Here is a 19,824-nt window from a genome sequence, read left to right as displayed (position 1 = left end):
GCGCAGCCCCGGGCCCGGCCCCGGTTCAGAACGCCAGCGGCGTCGCCTGCACCACCAGCGGCAGCCCCCGGATCCCGGACAGCACCGCGTCCGGGATCGGCCCGTCGAGCCCGACCAGGCAGATCGCATCGCCCCCCGGCGCCGAACGGCCGAGGTGGAAGGTCGCGATGTTGATCCCGGCATCGGCGAGCGCCATGCCGAAACGGCCGATGAAGCCCGGCTTGTCCTGGTTGGTCACGTAGAGCATGTGCGGGGCGAAGTCGGCCTCGACCGAGATGCCCTTGATCTCGACCAGGCGCGCCTTGTTCTCGGCGAGCAGCGTGCCGGCGATCGACTTCTCGTAGCGGTCGGTCACCACCGTCAGGCGCACCAGCGTCTGGTATTCGCCGCTGCGCTCGACGGTCGTCTCGGCCACGTCGATGCCGCGCTGCTTCGCGAGCACCGGCGCGTTGACCATGTTCACCGCGCCCATCAGCGGCGTCAGCACGCCGGCAAGTGCGGCGGCCGTCAGCGGCCGGCGGTTCAGTTCCGCCGCATGGCCTTCGTATTCGACGCGGATGGCCTTGATCGCACCCTCCTGCGCCGCGGTCAGCTGCCCCGCCATGCCGCCGAGCAGCCGCGCGAGTTCCATGTAGGGCTTGAGGCGCGGGGCCTCCTCCGCCGTTACGGAGGGCATGTTGATGGCGTTGGACACGGCGCCGGTCAGCAGGAAGTCGGCCATCTGGTCGGCGACCTGCAGGGCGACGTTCTCCTGCGCCTCGGCCGTCGCGGCCCCCAGATGCGGGGTGCAGACGACGTTCTCGAGGCCGAAGAGCGGGCTGTCGGTCGCGGGCTCCGTCTCGAACACGTCGAGCGCGGCGCCGGCGAGGTGCCCGGACTTCAGCGCATCGAACAGCGCGGCCTCATCCACCAGCCCGCCGCGCGCGCAGTTGATCAGCCGTGCGCCGGACTTCATGCGCGCGATGTTCTCGCGCGAGAGGATGTTCTTGGTCTGCTCCGTCAGCGGCGTGTGCAGCGTGACGAAGTCGGCGCGGTGCAGCAGGTCGTGCAGTTCGACCTTCTCCACGCCCAGTTCCAGCGCGCGCTTCTCCGACAGGAAGGGGTCGAAGGCGACGACGCGCATCTTCAGCCCGATCGCGCGGTCGGCGACGATGGAACCGATGTTGCCGCAGCCGATCAGGCCGAGCGTCTTGCCGAACAGCTCGACGCCCATGAAGCGGTTCTTCTCCCACTTCCCGGCCTTGGTGGAAGCCGACGCCTCCGGGATCTGCCGGGCGAGCGCGAACATCATCGCGATGGCGTGCTCGGCCGTGGTGATGGCGTTGCCGAAGGGCGTGTTCATCACCACGACGCCGCGCGCGGTCGCGGAGGTGACGTCCACATTGTCCACGCCGATGCCGGCACGGCCGACCACCTTGAGGTTCGGCGCGGCTTCCATCAGCTCGCGCGTGACCTTGGTGGCGGACCGCACCGCGAGCCCGTCATAGGCGCCGATGATCTCGCGGATCTCGGCGGGCTTGAGGCCCGGCTTGAAGTCCACCTCGATGCCGCGGTCCTTGAAGATCTGGACGGCGGCGGGCGACAGCTTGTCGGAAATCAGAACCTTCGGCATCGGTCAGGCCACCACCACGTCGGATTCAACGGTGGCGAGCGCCCAGTCGAGCCAGGGCAGCAGCGCCTCGATGTCGGAGGTCTCGACGGTCGCGCCGCCCCAGATGCGCAGGCCCGGAGGCGCGTCGCGATAGGCGCCGGCGTCGAGTGCGACGCCTTCCTTCTCGAGCAGGCTCGCGATCTTCTTCGCCGCGGCCGCCTGGGCATCCGCGCCCATGACGGTGAACCACGGCGCGGTGATCTTGAGGCAGATCGAAGTGCAGGACCGCGTCGCCGCGTCTTCCGCGAGGAAATCGTAGCCCGGCTTCGTCGCGACCCAGCGCGCGATGGCGGCGAGGTTCGCCTCCGACCGCGCGACCAGGCCCTTCAGCCCGCCGATGCTTTCGGCCCATTTCAGCCCGTCGATCGCGTCCTCGACGCAGAGCATCGATGGCGTGTTGATCGTCTCGCCCTTGAAGATGCCGTCGATCAGCTTCCCGCCCTTGGTCATGCGGAAGATCTTCGGCAGCGGGCGATCGGGGGTGAAGGATTCCAGCCGCGCCACCGCGCGCGGGGACAGCGCGAGCATGCCGTGCGCGGCTTCCCCGCCCAGCACCTTCTGCCAGGACCAGGTCACCACATCGAGCTTGTTCCACGGCAGGTCCATCGCGAAGGCCGCGGAGGTCGCATCGCAGATCGCGAGCCCTTCCCGCGCATCGCTGATGAAGTCCGCATTCGGCAGCCGCACGCCAGAGGTCGTGCCGTTCCACACGAAGACCACGTCGCGCGCCGGATCGACCTGAGTCACGTCCGGCAGGCGGCCATAGGGCGCCTCGATGACGCGTGCGTCCTTCAGCTTCAGCTGCTTGGCGACGTCCGTCGCCCATTCCTTCGAGAAGGATTCCCACACCAGCACGTCGACGCCGCGCGCGCCGAGCATCGACCACAGCGCCATCTCCACCGCGCCGGTGTCCGACGCCGGCACGATGCCGAGCTTCCAGTCCGCCGGCATGCCGAGCACGGCCTTGGACCGCTCGATCACCTCGTTGAGGCGCGCCTTCGGATCCTTCGCGCGATGGCTGCGCCCGAGCAGAGCGGCGTCCAGCGCGGCCAGCGTCCAGCCAGGACGCTTCGCACAGGGACCGGATGAAAATGCGGGGTTGGCCGGACGGACCTCCGGCTTGGGGGTGGCGATCGCCATGATGCAGCTCCCTCTCAGAAGCGAATGCGCCCCGGTGGGGGGGCGTGGCCCGGGCGGAGGGTTACGCCCGGTGGCCGTGTCCGATCAAGCCTTGATCGACAGGGCGATGATCGAGGCCATCGGATCGGTGGATTGCGCGGCGGACGCCGCCGCGGCCTTGTCTGCCGCCGCGATCAGGTAGCGTTCGGCCAGTTTCCGCACCGCCCGGCCGTCCTGCAGGCTGTCGAACTTCAGCCGGGACGACACCGCGCGCCCCTGCGCTTCCACCGACTGGATCGCGATCTGGTCGGGCAACCCAAGCGCCCCGGTCACCACCCGCCGCAGCACCGGATCCCCCAGCACGTCGTAGACGTCCGAGGCGGTCTTCGCCGATTCCAGGAAAAACAGCGCGTCCGACAAGCCGGCCTGCTGGTCGTCCAGACCGGAGCGATACTGGTACTTCAGGTAGGCATTGGTCAGCCGGTCGACCATCGCGGGATCGCGCAGGCCGTCGAGCCCCGTCCTGTAGACCCCGAGCGTCTCCGCCGCCGCCTGCCAGGTGCTGCCGAGCGCCGCGGCGAGGCCCTTCTCATCGGACGGGTCCGACAGCAGCGCGCGGCGCACCATGCCGGCGTTGCCCTCCTGCCCCGCCAGGCCCAGCGCCGGCAGGATAACCTTCAGGATGCGCGGGTCCTGCAGCGCCTTCTCGATGCTGCCGGCCTTGTCGAGCGCGCTGCGGAACTGCGCCAGCGCGGACAGCGTGACCGGGTCTTTCTTCTCCTGCGCGATGCCCTTGGCCTCGGCGCCGTCGGCCGTCGCCCGCCGCAGCGCAGGAATGGCCTGCGCCGCACCGCCCGAGGCGGTCGCGGACGCCGACACGCCGAACAGCGACTGCACCTGGGCGAGCGACAGGACCATGCCCCACCCTGCCGCCGCCGGGGTGAAACCGCGGTTAACCCGCGATGCGCGAGGGGTCGACCGTCACCCCGTGGTCGAGCGGCCCGTGCCCCGCGCCATAGCCCGGCGCCGCCGCGATCGCCGCCCGCACATAGGCCCGTGCCCGCACTACGGCGTCCCGCAGCGACATCCCCTGCGCCAGACCCGTCGCGATCGCGGATGCCAGCGTGCAGCCCGTGCCATGCGTGTGCCGCGTCGGGATGCGCGGGGAGACGAACTCCTCCGCCCCGTCCGCCGTCACCAGCAGGTCGGTCACGACATCGCCCTCGAGATGCCCGCCCTTCAGCAGGACCGCCGGCACGCCGAGGCCGCGCAGCGCCGCCGCCGCCTCCCGCATCCCAGGCACGTCGCGGATCGGGCGGCCGACCAGCACCTCGGCCTCAGGGAGGTTCGGCGTGATCACCGTCGCCAGCGGCAGCAACCGCGCCTTCAGCGTGTCCACCGCATCCGGCGCCAGCAGCGGATGCCCGCCCTTGGCGACCATCACCGGGTCGGCCACCAGCGGCACGCCCTTGGCGCGCGCGGCGATCTCCTCGCACACCGCCTCGATCACCGGGACGTCGTGCAACATCCCCGTCTTCAGCGCGTCGGCGCCGAGGTCGTCCAGTACCACCGCGATCTGCTGGCGGATGAAGTCGATCGGCACGCCCGCCACGCCATGCACGCCGAGCGTGTTCTGCGCCGTCAGCGCGGTGATCGCCGTCATGGCGAAGCCACCCAGCGCGGTCACCGCCTTGATGTCGGCCTGGATGCCGGCGCCGCCGCCGGAATCACTGCCGGCGATGATGAGGACTCGTCCCTTCATGGTCGCTCCGTAAGTCGGGGGGAGAAGGGAACTTCTCCCCCCGTACCCCCCCTCAACCTTCTTTGACAGCTGGAGACTGACAGCGGTGGGCGGTGCCTTGAGGAGGTTCCCCTCCCCCGACCTTCACGCCCTGGCCTTCGCCCGGATCGTCTCCGCCAGCCGCGCCACCGTCGCCTCGACCAGCGCCTCCTCCTCGGCTTCCGCCATCACGCGGATCACCGGTTCCGTCCCGCTGGCGCGGATCAGCACGCGCCCGCGCGCGCCAAGCGCCGCCTCCTCCGCCGCGATCGCCGCCTTCACGCCCTCGTCGTGCAGCGGCGACGGGCCCGCGTAGCGCACATTCACCAGGCGCTGCGGAAGCGGCGTGAAGCAGCGCAGCGCCTCGCTCGCCGGGCGCTTCTCCTCGACCAGCACGGCGAGCACCTGCAGCGCCGCGATCAGCCCGTCACCCGTCGTGCCGAAATCCGGCATGATCATGTGGCCCGACTGCTCGCCGCCGAGGTTGCAGCCTTCCTCGCGCATCCTCTCGCCGACATAGCGATCGCCGACCGCCGTCCGCAGCAGCTTCAGCCCGCGCTGCCCGAGGAAGCGCTCGAGCCCCATGTTCGACATCACCGTCGCGACCACCGCACCGCCGCGCAGCGTGCCCTGCGCGTGCCAGGACCGCGCCACCAGCGCGAGGATCTGGTCCCCGTCGATCACCTGGCCGGCCTCGTCCACCAGCACCAGGCGGTCCGCGTCGCCATCCAGCGCGATGCCGAGATCCGCCCGCCGTTCCTGCACCAGCGCCGCGAGCTGCCCCGGCGCGGTCGAACCTACGCCCTTGTTGATGTTGAAGCCATCCGGCGCGACGCCGATCGGCACCACCTCGGCGCCCAGTTCCCACAGCACGGTCGGCGCGACCTTGTAGGCGGCGCCATTCGCGCAATCGACGACGATGCGCAGGCCCTCGAGCGTCAGGCCGCGATGGAAGGACTGCTTCGCGGCCTCGATGTATCGGCCAGGCGCGTCCTCGAGCCGGCTGGCGCGGCCGAGCCGCGACGGCGGCACCAGCGCGGCCCCGAGGTCGCCGGCCATCAGCGCCTCGATCTCCATCTCCTGCTCGTCGGTCAGCTTGAGGCCGTCCGGCCCGAACAGCTTGATGCCGTTGTCCTCATAGGGGTTGTGCGACGCGCTGATCATCACACCGAGATCGGCGCGCAGCGAGCGCGTCAGCAACGCGATCGCCGGCGTCGGCAGCGGACCTACCAGCACCACGTCCATCCCCGCGCCGACGAAGCCCGCGGTCAGCGCGGGTTCCAGCATGTAGCCCGACAGCCGCGTATCCTTGCCGATCACCACGCGGTGCCGGTGCGTGCCGCGGTTGAAGTAGCGCCCGGCGGCCTGGCCGAGGCGCAGCGCCGTCACGGCGTCCATCGGCGCCTTGTTGGCGGTGCCGCGGATCCCGTCCGTGCCGAACAGGCGACGGGCGGGGGCAGGCGGCGTCGGGGAGTCCTTGGGCATGGCGTGCATCCTCTGACCCATCCCTACAGCGCGCGGGAGGGCCGCGTCCATGTGCCGGTTTGGCGCGGCGCGCTGCCCATGCTCTGCTTCCGGCCAAGGAAAGATGGAGTGAACGCGCCCATGGCCAGCCCGCCCACCGCCCAGGTCCCCGCCATCCACCACCGCCGCGTGGGGGACGTCACCCTGACCGTGGTGAGCGACGGCTTCCTCGAGGGCTCGATGGCGGTGCTGCAGAACATCACGGTCGAGGAATCGTCGGAGATGCTCCGCGCCGTCTTCCGCCCGGTGCCGCGGCGGACCTCGCTCAACTGCTTCATCATCCACGGGCCCGACGGGCGGGTGGCGCTGATCGACACCGGCGCCGGGACGCATATGCAGAAGACCTCCGGGCAACTGCCGAAGAACCTGGCCGCCGCGGGGATCGCGCCGGGGGATGTCGACACCATCCTGCTGACGCACATGCACCCGGACCATTCGAACGGCCTCGCGACCGCCGACTGGAATGCCGCCTTCCCCAAGGCCGAGCTCGCCATGCACGCGGCCGAGCACGCCTACTGGACCAGCGCGGACGCCGAGGCCGAGGTCGCCCGATCCGGCCAGGGGGTGCCGACCGGCGGGGCCTATTTCCCGATGGCGAAGCGCCAGATGGCCCCCTACGCCGACCGCATGCGCTTCTTCGCCCATGGGCAGGAGGTCTTCCCCGGCGTCACGGCGATGCACTTCCCCGGCCATACGCCCGGGCATTGCGGCTTCCTGATCGCCTCGGGCGGGCAGTCCCTTCTGATCTGGGGCGACATCGTCCACCTGCCCGAGGTGCAGGTGCCGCGCCCCGAGGTGACGATCCTGTTCGACGTCGACCCGCACCAGGCTGCGGCGACGCGCCGGCGCGTCTTCGACATGGTCGCGACCGAGAAGACCCATATCGCGGGCATGCACCTGCACTTCCCGGCCACCGCGCACCTGGCGCGGGAAGGCGGGACCTACCGGCTCTACCCGGAGGCCTGGACGCAGGTGCTGTAGGCGCCAGAGCCGTTCCCGTTCGCCACGGCTCACGGGCAACGTCTCCGGGCTTCTGCTTTTGCGAGCGTCTTCAACCCATCAGGTGATCCCACCTGACCGGGATCGGCTCTACGCCGGCGCGCGGCCGACCGCGCAGGCGCGCCAGACGGCGAGCGCCTGCACGGTCTCCGCGACATCGTGCACCCGCAGCACGGAAGCCCCGCGCGCCGCGCCGGCGAGTGCGGCAGCCACGCTGCCCGGCCCGCGCTTCCCCGCTTCCTCGACGCCCGAGAGCGTGCCGATGAAGCGCTTGCGCGAGGCCCCCAGCACCACCCTGCAGCCGAGGGAGGCGATCAGCGGCAGCCGGTCGATCAGCGCCAGGTTGTGGTCGATCGTCTTGCCGAAGCCGATGCCAGGATCGACCGCGATGCGTCCGCGTTGGATGCCCGCGGCCTCGCAGGCGGCGATGCGCTCGGCGAGGAAATCCGTCACCTGCACGGCCACATCGTCATAGGTCGCGAGCGACTGCATCGTCGCCGGATCGTCCCCCGGCATGTGCATCAGGATGACGGGGGCGTGCGATCCGCGGACGACGGCGAGCGCCTCGACATCGTGGCGCAGGGCGGAGACGTCGTTGATAACCTCCGCCCCGGCCTCGAGGGCCGCGCGCATCGTCGCGGCGTTGCGCGTGTCGATGCTGACCGGCGCCGCCTTGGCGAGTTCGCGCACCACCGGGATGACGCGGGCGATCTCCTCCTTGGGCGTGATGGTGGTCGCCCCGGGGCGCGTCGATTCACCGCCGATGTCGAGGATGTCCGCACCCGCTTCCAGCATGGCGTGGCCCGCATCGATCGCGACCTTGGCGTCGAAATGCACGCCGCCATCCGAGAAACTGTCGGGCGTGACGTTCACCACGCCCATCACCAGCGGCCCGTCGGCGGTCAGGCCCGCGAAGGGCGCGGGGCGCTGGGTGATGGCGTGCATCGCCTCATGCCAATCCTCCGGCACCTCGCGGATCGGCCCGACGCCAAGATCCTCGCCATCCTCGATCAGGCGGACGAAGGCGAAGGCGATGTCGCCGCCCTGCAACGGGAGGGCGAAGCCCTCGCGCAGCGCGTGGAACGCAACGGGGCCGGTGATGAGGCCGAGAGGTTCGACGTAGCGGGGCATCGAAGGGGCTCCGCCCCTCCGGACCGCCCCGGCGCGGGGCATCCCGGACGGGACCAACAGAAAAGGGCGCGCCCGGCATAGCGCGCCCCGTATCGGTGTCCAGAGGCCTTTCGGCCTCTGGCGGGGTGGTCCGGAGGGGCAGCGCCCCTTCCGGGACCGGTCAGGTCGCCGGCGCCGGCCCCGGGTTCAGCCCCGGCGGCCGCGGCGTCGCCCGCCCGGCCGAGGGCACGCTGCCGCGCCCGGTGTTCACCGGCTCGTCCGGCCGGTTCCGCACCACCGGCTCGCCGCGGATCACCTGCTTGATCTCGTCGCCCGACAGCGTCTCGTGCTCGAGCAAGCCCTTCGCGAGCAGATGCAGCTCGTCCATGTGCTCGGACAGGATGTGCTTCGCCCGGGCATAGGCGCCGTCGATGATGGCGCGGATCTCCGCGTCGATCTTCTGGGCCGTGGCTTCCGAGAGGTTCTTCGTCTGCGTCACGGAATGGCCGAGGAAGACCTCCTGGCTGTTGTCGCCGTAGGCGATCATGCCGATCACGTCGGACATGCCCCATTCGGTGACCATCATGCGCGCCTGGTTGGTCGCCATCTTGATGTCGCCGGACGCGCCGTTCGACACCTTGTCCGGCCCGAAGATCAGTTCCTCGGCGACGCGCCCGCCCATCGCCATGGCGAGTTCCGACTTCAGCTTCGACTTGTGCTTGGAATAGCGGTCGCCTTCCGGCAGCGACATCACCAGGCCCAGCGCACGGCCGCGCGGGATGATGGTCGCCTTGTGGACCGGGTCGCACTCGGGCTCATGCATCGCGACCAGCGCGTGGCCGGCCTCGTGGTAGGCGGTCATGCGCTTCTCGGCGTCGGACATGACCAGCGAGCGCCGCTCGCTGCCCATCAGCACCTTGTCCTTCGCCGCCTCGAACTCGTGCATGCCGACGGTGCGCCGGCCGGTGCGCGCGGCGAGCAGCGCCGCCTCGTTCACCAGGTTCGCGAGGTCCGCACCGGAGAAGCCCGGCGTGCCGCGCGCGATCACCTTCGGATCGACGTCGGAGGCCAGCGGCACCTTGCGCATGTGCACGCGCAGGATCTTCTCGCGCCCCTGCACGTCCGGGTTCGGCACCACGACCTGACGGTCGAAGCGGCCCGGGCGCAGCAGCGCGGGGTCGAGCACGTCCGGACGGTTGGTCGCGGCGATGATGATGACGCCCTCGTTGGATTCGAAGCCGTCCATCTCGACGAGCATCTGGTTCAGCGTCTGCTCGCGCTCGTCGTTGCCGCCGCCGAGGCCGGCGCCGCGATGCCGGCCGACCGCGTCGATCTCGTCGATGAAGATGATGCAGGGCGCGTTCTTCTTGCCCTGCTCGAACATGTCGCGCACGCGCGAGGCGCCGACGCCCACGAACATCTCGACGAAGTCGGAGCCCGAGATGGTGAAGAACGGCACATTCGCCTCGCCGGCGATGGACCGGGCGAGCAGCGTCTTGCCGGTGCCGGGCGGGCCCACCAGCAGCACGCCCTTCGGGATCTTGCCGCCGAGGCGCTGGAACTTCTGCGGGTCGCGCAGGAAATCCACGATCTCCTCGAGCTCGGCCTTGGCCTCGTCGATGCCAGCGACGTCGTCGAAGGTGACGCGGCCCTGCTTCTCGGTCAGCAGCTTCGCCTTGGACTTGCCGAAGCCCATGGCGCGCCCGCCGCCGCCCTGCATCTGGCGCATGAAGAAGATCCAGACGCCGATCAGCAGCAGCATCGGGAACCAGGACATCAGATAGTGGATGAGCGGATTGACGTCGCTCTCCTCCGGCCGCGCCACGACGCGCACGTTCTTGTCGGTCAGGCGGCTGACCAGCTGCGGGTCTTCCGGCGTGTAGGTCTGGAAGGTGCGGCCGTCGCTCAGCGTGCCCGACAGGGTGCGACCCTGGATCGACACCTCCCGCACATGGCCGGCGTTCACCTCGTTGAGGAAGTCCGAGTAGGCGACCTGCTGCGCGCTCACCCGCCCGCCGCCCGAAGGCTGGAAGAGGTTGAACAGCGCCACGAGCAGCAGGGCGACGATGACCCAGAGCGCCAGGTTCCGGCCGAAATTGTTCACGTGCGGTTGTCCGTCTCCGTGCCGGTCGGAAAGTCCCGCCGGCGTTCTGCACTAAACATAGGTTCGGTTGACCACGCTTGAATGGTCAGCCGGAAAATGCGGCGCCAGCACCCGCCCCCGGGGCGAAGGCCACGGCGAAGGGCACACAGTCGGCAAATGAAGGATAGTCCAGCAAAGGCACGGCGGCCAGCGCGCCGTGCGGGTCCCGCACCGCGGGCAGTGCCCGCAGGACCGCGTCGGGCAGTCCATGGGCCCCGCGCAGGCCGGCCGGCACCGTCCCGAGCGCCCCGAGCCGCCATCCCGCCCGTCCCGGCCCGGTCATCCGGTACCGCCCGTCCCACGCCGCACCGCGGACCGCCGGGACCTCCGGGCCGATCGTTCCGGGGTCGCGAAGCAGCAGCCACCGCCCGCCGGCCCCGTCCCGCAGCCAGGCGCCCCCGAGCGTCCCGCCGCCGCGCGCCATCAGCGCCGCCACCGCGTCCGCCGCCGGCCGGAAGCCGCCGCCCCCCACCATTGCGATCAGCCGCCCGAGCGCGGCCCGCGCCACCGCATCGGTGCCGAGAAGCGCCGGATCGATCGCCGCGAAGCCCTCGGGCCTGATCTCGGCGGCCAGGGCCAGCCGCTCCGCGACCGCCGCGTCGATCCGCGCCCGCCGCGCCGCGAAGGCCCCGGCCGCTTTCGCCACGGCGGCGATCCCCGGCCCCTCCCCCTCGGGGTCGCCCAGCGCCTGCCGCAGGCGGACGCGGGTGAAGCGGGGGTCGCAGTTGCTCGGATCCCGCACCGGCGGCACCCCGGCCGCGACCAGCACCGCCTCGAGCCGCGCCGGCGCGACGCCAAGCAGCGGGCGCAGCACCAGCACCCGCCCGGCATCCCGCACCGCCGCCATGCCGGCCAGCCCCTCCGGCCCGCTGCCCCGCAGCGCCCGGAACAGGACGGTTTCCGCCTGGTCCGCCCGGTGATGGCCAAGCAGCAGCCACGGCCGCCCGTCCTCCGCCGCCGCTTCCGCCAGGGCCGCGAACCGCGCCGCCCGCGCCCGCGCCTGCAGCCCCGGCCCACCGGGCAGCCCCAGCCGCAGCACCCGCGCCGCGATGCCGCGCGCGGCCAGCAGCGCGGCCACGCCCTCGGCCTCGGCCCCGCTGTCCGGGCGCAATCCATGATCGGCAACCAGGGCGAGCAGATCCCCGCCTCGCGCCCGCGCCCAGCCATCGGCCAGCAGCGCCAGGGCCAGGCTGTGCGGCCCCCCGGAAACCCCCGCCGCGATCCGCGGCGCCGCCCCGAACGGCCCGAGCGGCGCCATCAGCGCCGCGAATTCGGCCGGGCTCAGCCCCCCGCTATCCCCATCGGGCGGTCAGCGGCACTGGCCGCGCCGCCGCGCATCCGAGACGCGCTGGGCCAGCTGCGGCGACACGCGGGGGAATTCCGATGCGAGCTGGTCGAGCGTGTCGCAGGCCTCACGCCGCGCCCCGAAGCCCAGGAAGGAATTGGACAGACCGAGCAGCGCCTCCGGCGCGCGGGTGGACTGCCGGTTGCGCCGATAGGCCTCGTCGAAGGCGAGGGCCGCGTTCTGGTATTGGCGGCGGCCGAGCAGCGCCTCGCCCAGCAGGATGTTGGCATCCTGGGTGCGCGGACCGGGGCGGGCCGTCGTCACCTCGCGCGCCGCGGCCTCGGCACCGGCGAAGTCGCCGCGGGCGAGCGCGGCCTGGCCGTCGGCGATCGCCCGTTCAGCGGGTCGCGGCCCGGTTGCCGGAGGAGGGCTGGCCGGAGCGGGCGCCTGAGGCTGCGGGGCCGGGGCCTGAGCGGCCGCCGGCCCCTGCGGAGGGCGCGGGGCAGCCGCCCGGCCACCCCCTTCCAGCTGCTGGAGGCGGAAATCCATGTCGCCGCGCAGCTTCTCCACATCCTCGGAGAGGCGGCGATTGGCGTTCTCGGCGACGTCGAGCTGGCCGCGCAGGCGGCGGACCTGTTCCTCGAGCTCGCCGACGCGGGCGAGCAGCTGCTGCACCAGATCCCCCGAGGGGGCCGGGCCACCGCGCGGCGGGGCCACCGGCACGGGGGCCGAGGACACCCCGCCGCGCCGCAGCGCGTCGAGGTCCCGTCGCAGCTCGAGGATCTGGTTCTGCAGCGCGATGCCCTCGCGGCTGTCCATCTGCGCCGCCGCCGGGGTGGCTGCGAGCAACGGCAGGGCCGCCACGGCGGCGAGGATGGTCAGGCGAGGCATCATGCGATCGCGACGGCCCGGCGCGGGTCCGGGCCGCCCCTTCCGATTACTGGACGACGGTGACGGCGCGGCGGTTCTGCGCCCAGGCGGCCTCGTCCGAGCCGAGCGCGGCCGGGCGGTCCTTGCCGTAGGAGATGGTCGAGATGCGCGCGCCGTTCACGCCCGAGGCGACCAGCACGTCGCGCGCGGAATTCGCGCGGCGCTGCCCCAGGGCGAGGTTGTACTCGCGCGTGCCGCGCTCGTCGGTGTGGCCTTCGACCTGCACCCGGACGTCCGAATAGCGGCCCATCCACTCGGCCTGGCGCTGCAGCACCGGGCGCTGATCGGCGCGGATCACCGAGCTGTCGAAGTCGAAGAAGACGCGGTCGCCGACATTGGCCACCAGGTCCTCCTGGCTGCCCGGGCGGATCGTGCCGGCCCCGCCGCCACCCGTCGCCGACGCGTTCTGGTCGGTGTTGGAGCAGGCGGCGAGCAGCGCGAGGGCGGCGACGCCAAGAAGACGGGTCTTCATCGGGGGGATCTCCTGGAAGTCGGACGGAACGGGGCCGGCAAAGCACCGGCGGATGGCAGGGTCAAGGCAGAACGCCTCGGAGCGGGTTCGGGACTGCGCCATCCGGCACCTTCTCGGACGCAGCGCCGGCCCGGCCTCCCACGCGACAACCCCATCCAGGATGCCCGCATGGGCGGTCGGGTCGGGGCGCGGGCCGGCGCCGCAGTCTCGAACCGCATCTCAGGACAACAACGGCGACCAGGCCGGATCGGTTGCATCGGTCGGCGTCGGGATCGGCCGTTCGTTGAAGCCGGCGATGTCGATCGACACGATGCGGGAGGAATAGCCGCCGCCGCGGGAATCCGAGCGGGTCTCGCGGTAGAACATCAGCACGCGGCCGTTGGGCGCGAAGGTCGGGCCTTCCATCTGCCAGCCCTCGGACAGGATGCGCTCGCCCGAACCATCGGGGCGCATGACGCCGATGGCGAAGCCGCCGCCGCCGCCGAAGCGGGTGAAGGCGATCAGGTCCCCGCGCGGCGACCAGACCGGCGTCGCGTAGCGGCCCCGGCCGAAGGAGATGCGCCGGACATTCCCGCCGCCCGCATCCATCACGTAAAGTTGTTGGTCGCCGCCTCGGTCCGAGTTGAAGACGATCTGCGACCCGTCCGGGGAGAAGCAGGGCGAGACGTCGAGCCCGCCGCCCGAGGTCAGCTGCCGTTCCCGCCGCGAACCGAGGTCGACGATGTAGATGTTCGCATCGCCCCCGCGCGTGGCCGACAGCACCACCGACCGCCCGTCCGGCGAGAAACGCGGCGAAAGCGTCATGCCCGGGAAGTTGCCCAGCACCTGCTGCGAGCCGGAATCGAGGTCGAACAGCACGACGCGCGGCTGGCCGCGGTCCTGGTAGGACATGAAGGCGATGCGCCGCTGCGTCGGATGGAAGCGGGGCGTCAGCGCGGCGAAGCGGCCATCGGTCAGGAAGCGGTTGTTCTCCCCGTCCTGGTCCATGATGGCGAGCCGCCGGGTGCGCCGGTCGCGCGGCCCGGTCTCGCTGACATAGACGACCTGGGTGTCGAAGTAGCCCTTCTCGCCCAGCAGCCGTTCGTAGATCACGTCCGAGATCATGTGCGCGATGCGCCGCCACTGCGCCGCGGGGGCGGTGAAGGCGGTGCCCTGCAGCTGGGTCTCGGGCAGCACGTCCCACAGGCGGAACTCGACGCGCAGGCCACCGCCCTGTTCCAGCACGCGGCCCGTAACCAGCGCCTGGGCGCCGATCACGCGCCAGTCCTGGAAGCGCGGCGTCTGGGCCGCGGCCTCGGCGGTCTGGATGAAGGCCTGGCGGTCGACCGGTCGGAACAGGCCCGAATTGCGCAGGTTGGCCTGGATGACGCGGGCGATGTCGCGGCCCACGCGCGCGCCTTCCCCCGCCCCGGCAAGGTCGGGGATGGCGATCGGGATCGGATCCGTCCGCGCGCGGGTGATGTCGATGACGGCACCCTGCGGCTGCTGGGCGGAAGCCGGCAGCGGCGTCGCGAAGATGCCCGGCGCGACCAGGCCGGCGCCTGCGCCCATCAGCACCAGGCGCCGCGTCGGCGCGAAGGGGGAATCAGGGTTCATCTCACGAGGCCCCTCGGATTGAAGCGGAAGACCGACGCCATGACGGTGCCGTACTTGCTGGGTGGGACGCGAAGCGGGTTGCACTGCGGCGACATAAGGGCGCGGCGCGCGGATTCGTAGACCGAGCGCGCGCGCGGGTCCGATGGCGGCGCCCCGGATGGCACGACGTTGCGCACCACCCCCTGGCTGTCGAGCTGCACGCGCAGCTCCACCACGATCTGGTCGAGCCCGAGCATCCCGCGGTCGACGTTCCAGCATTCGGAGATCTGCTCGGCGAGGCCGCGGATCTCCCCCTGCGTCAGCGCCGCGGCGCCGGTCGGGCTGCCGCCGCCCTGCTGCGGGCTGCCGGACGGGTTCGGCCGCGCGGTCGGCGCGCGGTCCTGCTGCTGCGCGGTGCGCAGCCGCTCGAGCGTGTTCAGCACCGAATTGCTGCGGTCCTGCGGCCGCTGCACCGGCGGCGTCTGGCCGGTGCCGGCCTGTTCGGACGGTTCGGGCGGCGGCGGCACCGGGGGCGGCGGCAGGGGCAGCGGCGGCGTCGGGCGCGGCGGCGCGGCGGCCTGCTGCTGCGGCGGCTGCGGCGTTGGCGGCGGCGGGGTCTGCTGCGTCTGGCGCGTCGCCGGCGTGGGTTCGGGCGTCGGCGCCGGCGGCGGCGTGGGCGGGGAGGGCGTCGGCGGCGTCGGGCTCGGCGGCGCGGGCGAGGGCGAGGGCGCCGGCGGCGGCGGGGGCGGCGGCGGGGGCGGCTCGGGCGGCGTGTTGCGCGGCGGCTCGGGCGCCGGGGGTTCCGGCGTCGGCGGGCGCGGTTCGGCCTGCGGGGTCGGCGGCGCCGGGATCGGCGCGGGCACGTCCGCCTGCGCGAGCAGCGGCGGCCCGGGCGAGACGAGTTCGACCGCGATGCCCTGCTCCTCCGGCTCCGGGATCGGGCGCGCGAGCACGAACAGCGCCCCGATGCCGAGCACCAGCGCATGCAGGCCGGCGGAAATGCCGGCCCACCGGTTCAGGCGGGAATCGTCGCGGGAGGGCTCGTACACCCCTCCGTCTCCTTCCTCAGCCGCGCGGCTGGCCGGCCTGCGGGCGCGCCGGCGGGGCGGCCGGGCGCTGCGGCGACCCGGACGGGCGGGCGGCGGCTGGCTGGCCGGAGGGCTGTTCGGCGAGGAGCGCGACGCGGGTGAAGCCGGCGCTCGAGATGATCCCCATCACCTCCATGACGCGGCCATAGGCGATGGCGCGGTCGCCGCGGACGAAGATGCGGCGTTCCGGCTGGCCCTGGGGCTGCTGGCCGACGATGGCGCGCAGCCGCGGCACCAGGTCGTCCGCGGTCACCTCGGTCTCCTGCAGGAAGATCTTGCCTTCCGGGTTGACCGTGATGGTCAGCGGCTCGGTTTCCTGGTTGAGCGGCGTCGCCGCCGTGCGCGGCAGGTCGACCGGCACGCCCACCGTCATCAGCGGCGCCGCGACCATGAAGATGATCAGCAGCACGAGCATCACGTCGACCAGCGGGGTGACGTTGATCTCCGCCATCGGGCGGTAGCGCGACCTGCGGTCGCGCCCGCCGATCATGGGCCCGGCCATGGTCGGTCTATTCCGCCGCGGAGGCGGCAGGCGCCGCCGTGTCGTTGGCCGCCGTCTCGGTCTGGCGGGACAGGATCGCGCCGAACTCGGTGGCGAAGGATTCGAGCCGCCCGCCGAACCGCGCGAGGTCGGTGTTCAGCTTGTTGTAGGCGAGCACCGCCGGGATGGCGGCGACCAGGCCGATCGCGGTGGCGAACAGCGCCTCGGCGATGCCGGGGGCGACGACCGCGAGGTTGGTGTTCTGCATCCCCGCGATGGCGGTGAAGGAATTCATGATGCCCCACACCGTGCCGAACAGGCCGATGAAGGGCGCGACCGAGCCGACCGAGGCGAGGAAGACCATCCAGCGCTCGAGCCGTTCCATCTCGCGCCCGATGGTGACCGACATCGCGCGCTCGACGCGTTCCTTGGCGCCGCCGAGGAGCGCGGCCTTGCCCGCGCTGCGGCGCCATTCGCGCATCGCGGCGCCGAAGACGGCGGCCATCGGGTTGGTCGGCTCCTCGCCTTCGCGGGCGTAGAGGTCGTCCAGGCTGCCGCCCGACCAGAAGCGGTCCTCGAAGGCGTCGGCCGCCTTGTTGGCGCGGCGGATGCTCGTCACCTTGTCGAAGACGATCGCCCAGACCCAGATGCTGGCGAGCAGCAGGCCGATCATGACCAGCTTCACGATCCAGTCGGCCTGGAGGAAAAGCCCCCAGAGCGAGATGTCGTGGGCTGCCTGCCCGAGTGCCTGAGCGGTGACGTTACCGTTCACGCCGAGTCTCCTTTCCCGCCCCCGCCGGGGGCGATCGCGGCCGCGGCCGCCTTCAACGAATACGGGGGCTCAGCCCGGCGCCTCGGCGCGGACCAGCCCCTTGAGCACCGTCCGCCAGGGTTCGGGCAGCGGCACGGGCTTCAGACTGTCCTGGTCGACCGAAACGAGGCCGACCTTCAGCCCAGCGAGCCGTTCGCCCGGTGCGCCCTGCCCTTCCGCCCCCCGGACGGTCTGGTCAAGCACGATCTGGGCGCCGGTGACCCGGCGGACGGCCGTCTCCACGACCACGGCATCGTCCAGGCGGGCGGGCCGCCAATACTCCACTTCGATGCGCCGCACCACGAGCAGGGCGCGATGACGTTCTATCATCAGATTGTGTGGCAACCCAATGGCACGCAAGGATTCTGTCCGGGCGCGCTCCGCCCAGTGCAGATACCGGGCGTGATAGGCCATGCCGCCCGCATCCGTATCCTCGAAATACACCCTGAGGTTGTATCGATGGATGCCATCCCCCGCATCCGGTTCGGTCGCGCTCACGAATCTGTGTCCCGCAAGAGGTCCAGCTGGGCGACCATCGACGCCGGCGGCGCGAGGCCGAGATGCCGCCAGCCGCGTTCGCCGAGCATCCGGCCGCGCGGCGTGCGCAGCACCAGGCCTTCCTGGATCAGGTAGGGCTCGACCACTTCCTCGAGCGTGTCGCGCCCCTCGGCCAGCGCCGCGGCCAGCGTCTCGATCCCGACCGGCCCGCCGCCATGGTGTTCCGCGATGCGTCGGAGGTAGCGGCGGTCCATGGCATCGAGGCCGAGCTCGTCGACCTCGAGCCGCTTGAGCGCCGCATCGGCCATGGCGCGGTCGGCGACGCGGTTCTCGACCATCGCGAAGTCGCGCACGCGACGCAGCAGGCGGCCGGCGATGCGCGGCGTTCCACGCGACCGCTTCGCGATCTCCATCGCGCCGTCGTCCGACAGCGCGAAGCCGAGCTTCCGCGCCCCGCGCGTGACGATGCCGTGCAGTTCCTCGGCCGTGTAGAACACCAGGCGCAGGGGGATGCCGAAGCGGTCGCGCAGCGGCGTGGCCAGCAGCCCCGCGCGCGTCGTCGCCCCGATCAGCGTGAAGGGCGGGATGTCGATACGCACGGTCCGCGCCGCCGGCCCCTCCCCGATGATGAGGTCGAGGCAGAAATCCTCCATCGCGGGATAGAGCGTCTCCTCGATCGCCGGCTGCAGGCGATGGATCTCGTCGACGAACAGCACGTCGCGCGGCTGCAGATTGGTCAGGATCGCCGCAAGGTCGCCGGACCGCTGCAGCACCGGCCCGGAGGTCGCGCGGAAGCCGACGCCCAGTTCCCGCGCGACGATCTGCGCCAGCGTCGTCTTGCCGAGGCCCGGCGGCCCGTGGAACAGCACGTGGTCCATCGGTTCCTGGCGCGCCTTCGCCGCCGCAATGAAGACCGCGAGGTTCTCCCGCAGGCTCGCCTGGCCGGTGAAGTCGGCCAGCGTCTGCGGGCGCAGCGCGTGCTCGCCGTAATCGTCGTCCTGCTTGTCGGGCGAGGTGAGCCGCTCGCTCATCGCGCCATCTCCTTCAGGCCCTCGCGGATCAGCGCGTCGAGCGTCGCGGCCTCACCCAGGCGCTTCGCCACGCGCGCGATGGCGGTCACGGCCTGGGGCTGCTTCCAGCCAAGGTTCACCAGGGCCGAGACGGCATCGGCTTCCGCGCCCCGCTCAGGCGCGACGGAGGGCAGCGCGCCCTCCCCGTCCGCCTCGGGCGTCGCGCGGCCCACGGCCCATTTCTGCATCGCGGGTTCGTCGACGATGCGGTTCGCCGTCGCCGCGCCCAGGCCCTTCACCTCGGACAGCCGCTTGCGTTCCTTGCCCGCGATGGCGCGCGCCAGGCCATCGGGCGTCAGCGAGGACAGCACGATCAGCGCCTTCTGCGGGCCGACCGTCTTCACTTCGATGAGCGCGCGGAAAGCCTCGCGCTCGGCGGCATCGGCGAAGCCATAGAGCGTGATCGCGTCCTGGCTGACGCGCGTCTCGACCAGCAGGCGCTGCGCGCCCTCGCGCCCCGCCAGCGCATCGAGCGTCTTGCGAGAGCACGACAGCAGGTAGCCCACGCCGTTCACGTCGAAGACGCAGCCGCCCTCATGCGTGGACTCCAAGCGCCCCTTCAGCGCGCCGATCATCGCGCCCGCCCCCACCAAAGGCCGAAAGGCCTTTGGAACCCGGTTCGCAAAGGCCTTTCGGCCTTTGCCGGGGTGGCTTGGAGGGGCGGCGCCCCTCCAACGATGCGCCGCACGATCATGCCGGCTGATACCCCCGCGCCAGCGCCCGCTTCGACTGCCGGTGATGCGCGTGGCAGATCGCCACCGCCAGCGCATCCGCAGCGTCCGCGCGCTTGAAGGTCACGCCGGGCAGAAGGTGCTTCACCATCGCCTGCACCTGTTCCTTCGCCGCATGCCCGTTGCCCACCACCGCGCGCTTCACTTCCATCGCGCCGTATTGCGCGACCGCGAGGCCCGCCAGCGCCGGCGCCAGCACCACGACGCCGCGCGCCTGGCCGAGCTTCAGCGCGGAATCCGGGTTCCGCGCGACATAGGTGTTCTCGACCGCGGCTTCCTCCGGCGCGTGCAGGTCGATCACGGCGGCAAGGCCGCGGTGCAGCGCGAGCAGGCGGTCGGGCAGATCCTCGGCGGGCGTGGTGGAGACCACACCCTCGGCCAGGAAGCGCAGCCGGAAGCCGTCATGCTCGATCAGCCCCCAGCCGGTGTGCTGGAGGCCCGGATCGAGGCCCAGGATGCGAATCGGCCGGCGCGACATGCGGCGCGGTTCTACCAGAAGCCGGCCGGCCCTGCCCGCTCACCCGGCCAGGTGCTGCCAAGCGGCCCATCCGGCGGCG

19 protein-coding genes are annotated in these 19,824 nt (G+C 72.0%); 1 reads left to right on the top strand and 18 read right to left on the bottom strand.

Annotation, left to right across the window (positions count from 1 at the left end; translation table 11 throughout):
- Positions 1-25: 25 nt before the first annotated feature.
- From serA to glmM, 5 genes are all read right to left on the bottom strand, one after another.
- The gene (gene serA, locus GWK15_RS15895) at positions 26-1,612 is read right to left on the bottom strand and encodes a phosphoglycerate dehydrogenase (RefSeq protein ID WP_168042333.1); all 1,587 of its coding nucleotides are present in this window, start codon (positions 1,610-1,612) and stop codon (positions 26-28) included.
- 3 nt (positions 1,613-1,615) lie between these two features.
- Positions 1,616-2,791, bottom strand: a complete 1,176-nt coding sequence (locus tag GWK15_RS15890; RefSeq protein ID WP_168042332.1) for a phosphoserine transaminase — start codon at positions 2,789-2,791, stop codon at positions 1,616-1,618.
- An 84-nt stretch (positions 2,792-2,875) separates the two neighbouring features.
- Positions 2,876-3,688 (bottom strand): DUF1217 domain-containing protein, encoded by an 813-nt coding sequence (locus GWK15_RS15885; RefSeq protein WP_168042331.1) that lies wholly within the window; start codon positions 3,686-3,688, stop codon positions 2,876-2,878.
- A gap of 34 nt (positions 3,689-3,722) precedes the next feature.
- Entirely contained in the window at positions 3,723-4,532 is an 810-nt protein-coding gene (gene thiD, locus GWK15_RS15880) for a bifunctional hydroxymethylpyrimidine kinase/phosphomethylpyrimidine kinase (RefSeq protein ID WP_168042330.1), read from the bottom strand.
- A gap of 123 nt (positions 4,533-4,655) precedes the next feature.
- Complete coding sequence (gene glmM, locus GWK15_RS15875; RefSeq protein WP_168042329.1) at positions 4,656-6,035, bottom strand: phosphoglucosamine mutase; 1,380 nt, start codon at positions 6,033-6,035, stop codon at positions 4,656-4,658.
- Positions 6,036-6,143: 108 nt separating this feature from the next.
- Here glmM and GWK15_RS15870 point away from each other — a divergent pair, with 108 nt between their 5' ends.
- Positions 6,144-7,055 (top strand): MBL fold metallo-hydrolase, encoded by a 912-nt coding sequence (locus tag GWK15_RS15870; protein ID WP_338147268.1) that lies wholly within the window; start codon positions 6,144-6,146, stop codon positions 7,053-7,055.
- Between the two features lie 108 nt (positions 7,056-7,163).
- Here the strand turns inward: GWK15_RS15870 and folP are convergent, their stop codons facing one another.
- The 13 genes from folP to ruvC form a co-directional block, all read right to left on the bottom strand.
- On the bottom strand, positions 7,164-8,204 hold the full coding sequence (gene folP, locus GWK15_RS15865) for a dihydropteroate synthase (RefSeq protein ID WP_168042328.1): 1,041 nt from the start codon (positions 8,202-8,204) through the stop codon (positions 7,164-7,166).
- A 160-nt stretch (positions 8,205-8,364) separates the two neighbouring features.
- The gene (gene ftsH, locus GWK15_RS15860; RefSeq protein WP_168042327.1) at positions 8,365-10,287 is read right to left on the bottom strand and encodes an ATP-dependent zinc metalloprotease FtsH; all 1,923 of its coding nucleotides are present in this window, start codon (positions 10,285-10,287) and stop codon (positions 8,365-8,367) included.
- An 85-nt stretch (positions 10,288-10,372) separates the two neighbouring features.
- Positions 10,373-11,584, bottom strand: coding sequence for a tRNA lysidine(34) synthetase TilS (gene tilS / locus GWK15_RS15855; protein WP_168042326.1), 1,212 nt, complete (start codon positions 11,582-11,584; stop codon positions 10,373-10,375).
- Positions 11,585-11,635: 51 nt separating this feature from the next.
- On the bottom strand, positions 11,636-12,505 hold the full coding sequence (locus GWK15_RS15850; RefSeq protein WP_245211691.1) for a tol-pal system YbgF family protein: 870 nt from the start codon (positions 12,503-12,505) through the stop codon (positions 11,636-11,638).
- Between the two features lie 43 nt (positions 12,506-12,548).
- Positions 12,549-13,013: a peptidoglycan-associated lipoprotein Pal gene (gene pal, locus GWK15_RS15845; protein ID WP_168042325.1), complete on the bottom strand. Its 465-nt coding sequence runs from the start codon at positions 13,011-13,013 to the stop codon at positions 12,549-12,551.
- Between the two features lie 219 nt (positions 13,014-13,232).
- Positions 13,233-14,609 (bottom strand): Tol-Pal system beta propeller repeat protein TolB, encoded by a 1,377-nt coding sequence (tolB, locus tag GWK15_RS15840; protein WP_168042324.1) that lies wholly within the window; start codon positions 14,607-14,609, stop codon positions 13,233-13,235.
- Entirely contained in the window at positions 14,606-15,637 is a 1,032-nt protein-coding gene (locus GWK15_RS15835; protein ID WP_168042323.1) for a hypothetical protein, read from the bottom strand. The genes tolB and GWK15_RS15835 overlap by 4 nt, the downstream gene beginning before the upstream one ends.
- Before the next feature lie 16 nt (positions 15,638-15,653).
- Entirely contained in the window at positions 15,654-16,178 is a 525-nt protein-coding gene (gene tolR, locus GWK15_RS15830) for a protein TolR (protein WP_168042322.1), read from the bottom strand.
- Between the two features lie 7 nt (positions 16,179-16,185).
- On the bottom strand, positions 16,186-16,929 hold the full coding sequence (tolQ, locus tag GWK15_RS15825; protein ID WP_168042321.1) for a protein TolQ: 744 nt from the start codon (positions 16,927-16,929) through the stop codon (positions 16,186-16,188).
- A 69-nt stretch (positions 16,930-16,998) separates the two neighbouring features.
- Complete coding sequence (locus GWK15_RS15820) at positions 16,999-17,466, bottom strand: YbgC/FadM family acyl-CoA thioesterase (RefSeq protein ID WP_338147267.1); 468 nt, start codon at positions 17,464-17,466, stop codon at positions 16,999-17,001.
- Positions 17,463-18,497 (bottom strand): Holliday junction branch migration DNA helicase RuvB, encoded by a 1,035-nt coding sequence (ruvB, locus tag GWK15_RS15815; protein ID WP_168042320.1) that lies wholly within the window; start codon positions 18,495-18,497, stop codon positions 17,463-17,465. The genes GWK15_RS15820 and ruvB overlap by 4 nt, the downstream gene beginning before the upstream one ends.
- Complete coding sequence (gene ruvA / locus GWK15_RS15810) at positions 18,494-19,111, bottom strand: Holliday junction branch migration protein RuvA (RefSeq protein ID WP_168042319.1); 618 nt, start codon at positions 19,109-19,111, stop codon at positions 18,494-18,496. The genes ruvB and ruvA overlap by 4 nt, the downstream gene beginning before the upstream one ends.
- 115 nt (positions 19,112-19,226) lie before the next feature.
- The gene (gene ruvC / locus GWK15_RS15805) at positions 19,227-19,745 is read right to left on the bottom strand and encodes a crossover junction endodeoxyribonuclease RuvC (protein WP_168042318.1); all 519 of its coding nucleotides are present in this window, start codon (positions 19,743-19,745) and stop codon (positions 19,227-19,229) included.
- Positions 19,746-19,824 lie beyond the last annotated feature (79 nt).

Origin of the sequence: Neoroseomonas oryzicola (assembly GCF_012163135.1) — a bacterium.
Lineage (GTDB): Bacteria > Pseudomonadota > Alphaproteobacteria > Acetobacterales > Acetobacteraceae > Neoroseomonas > Neoroseomonas oryzicola.
The sequence above is the reverse complement of the archived record's forward strand: the minus strand, read 5'-3'. Positions and strand labels throughout refer to the sequence as shown.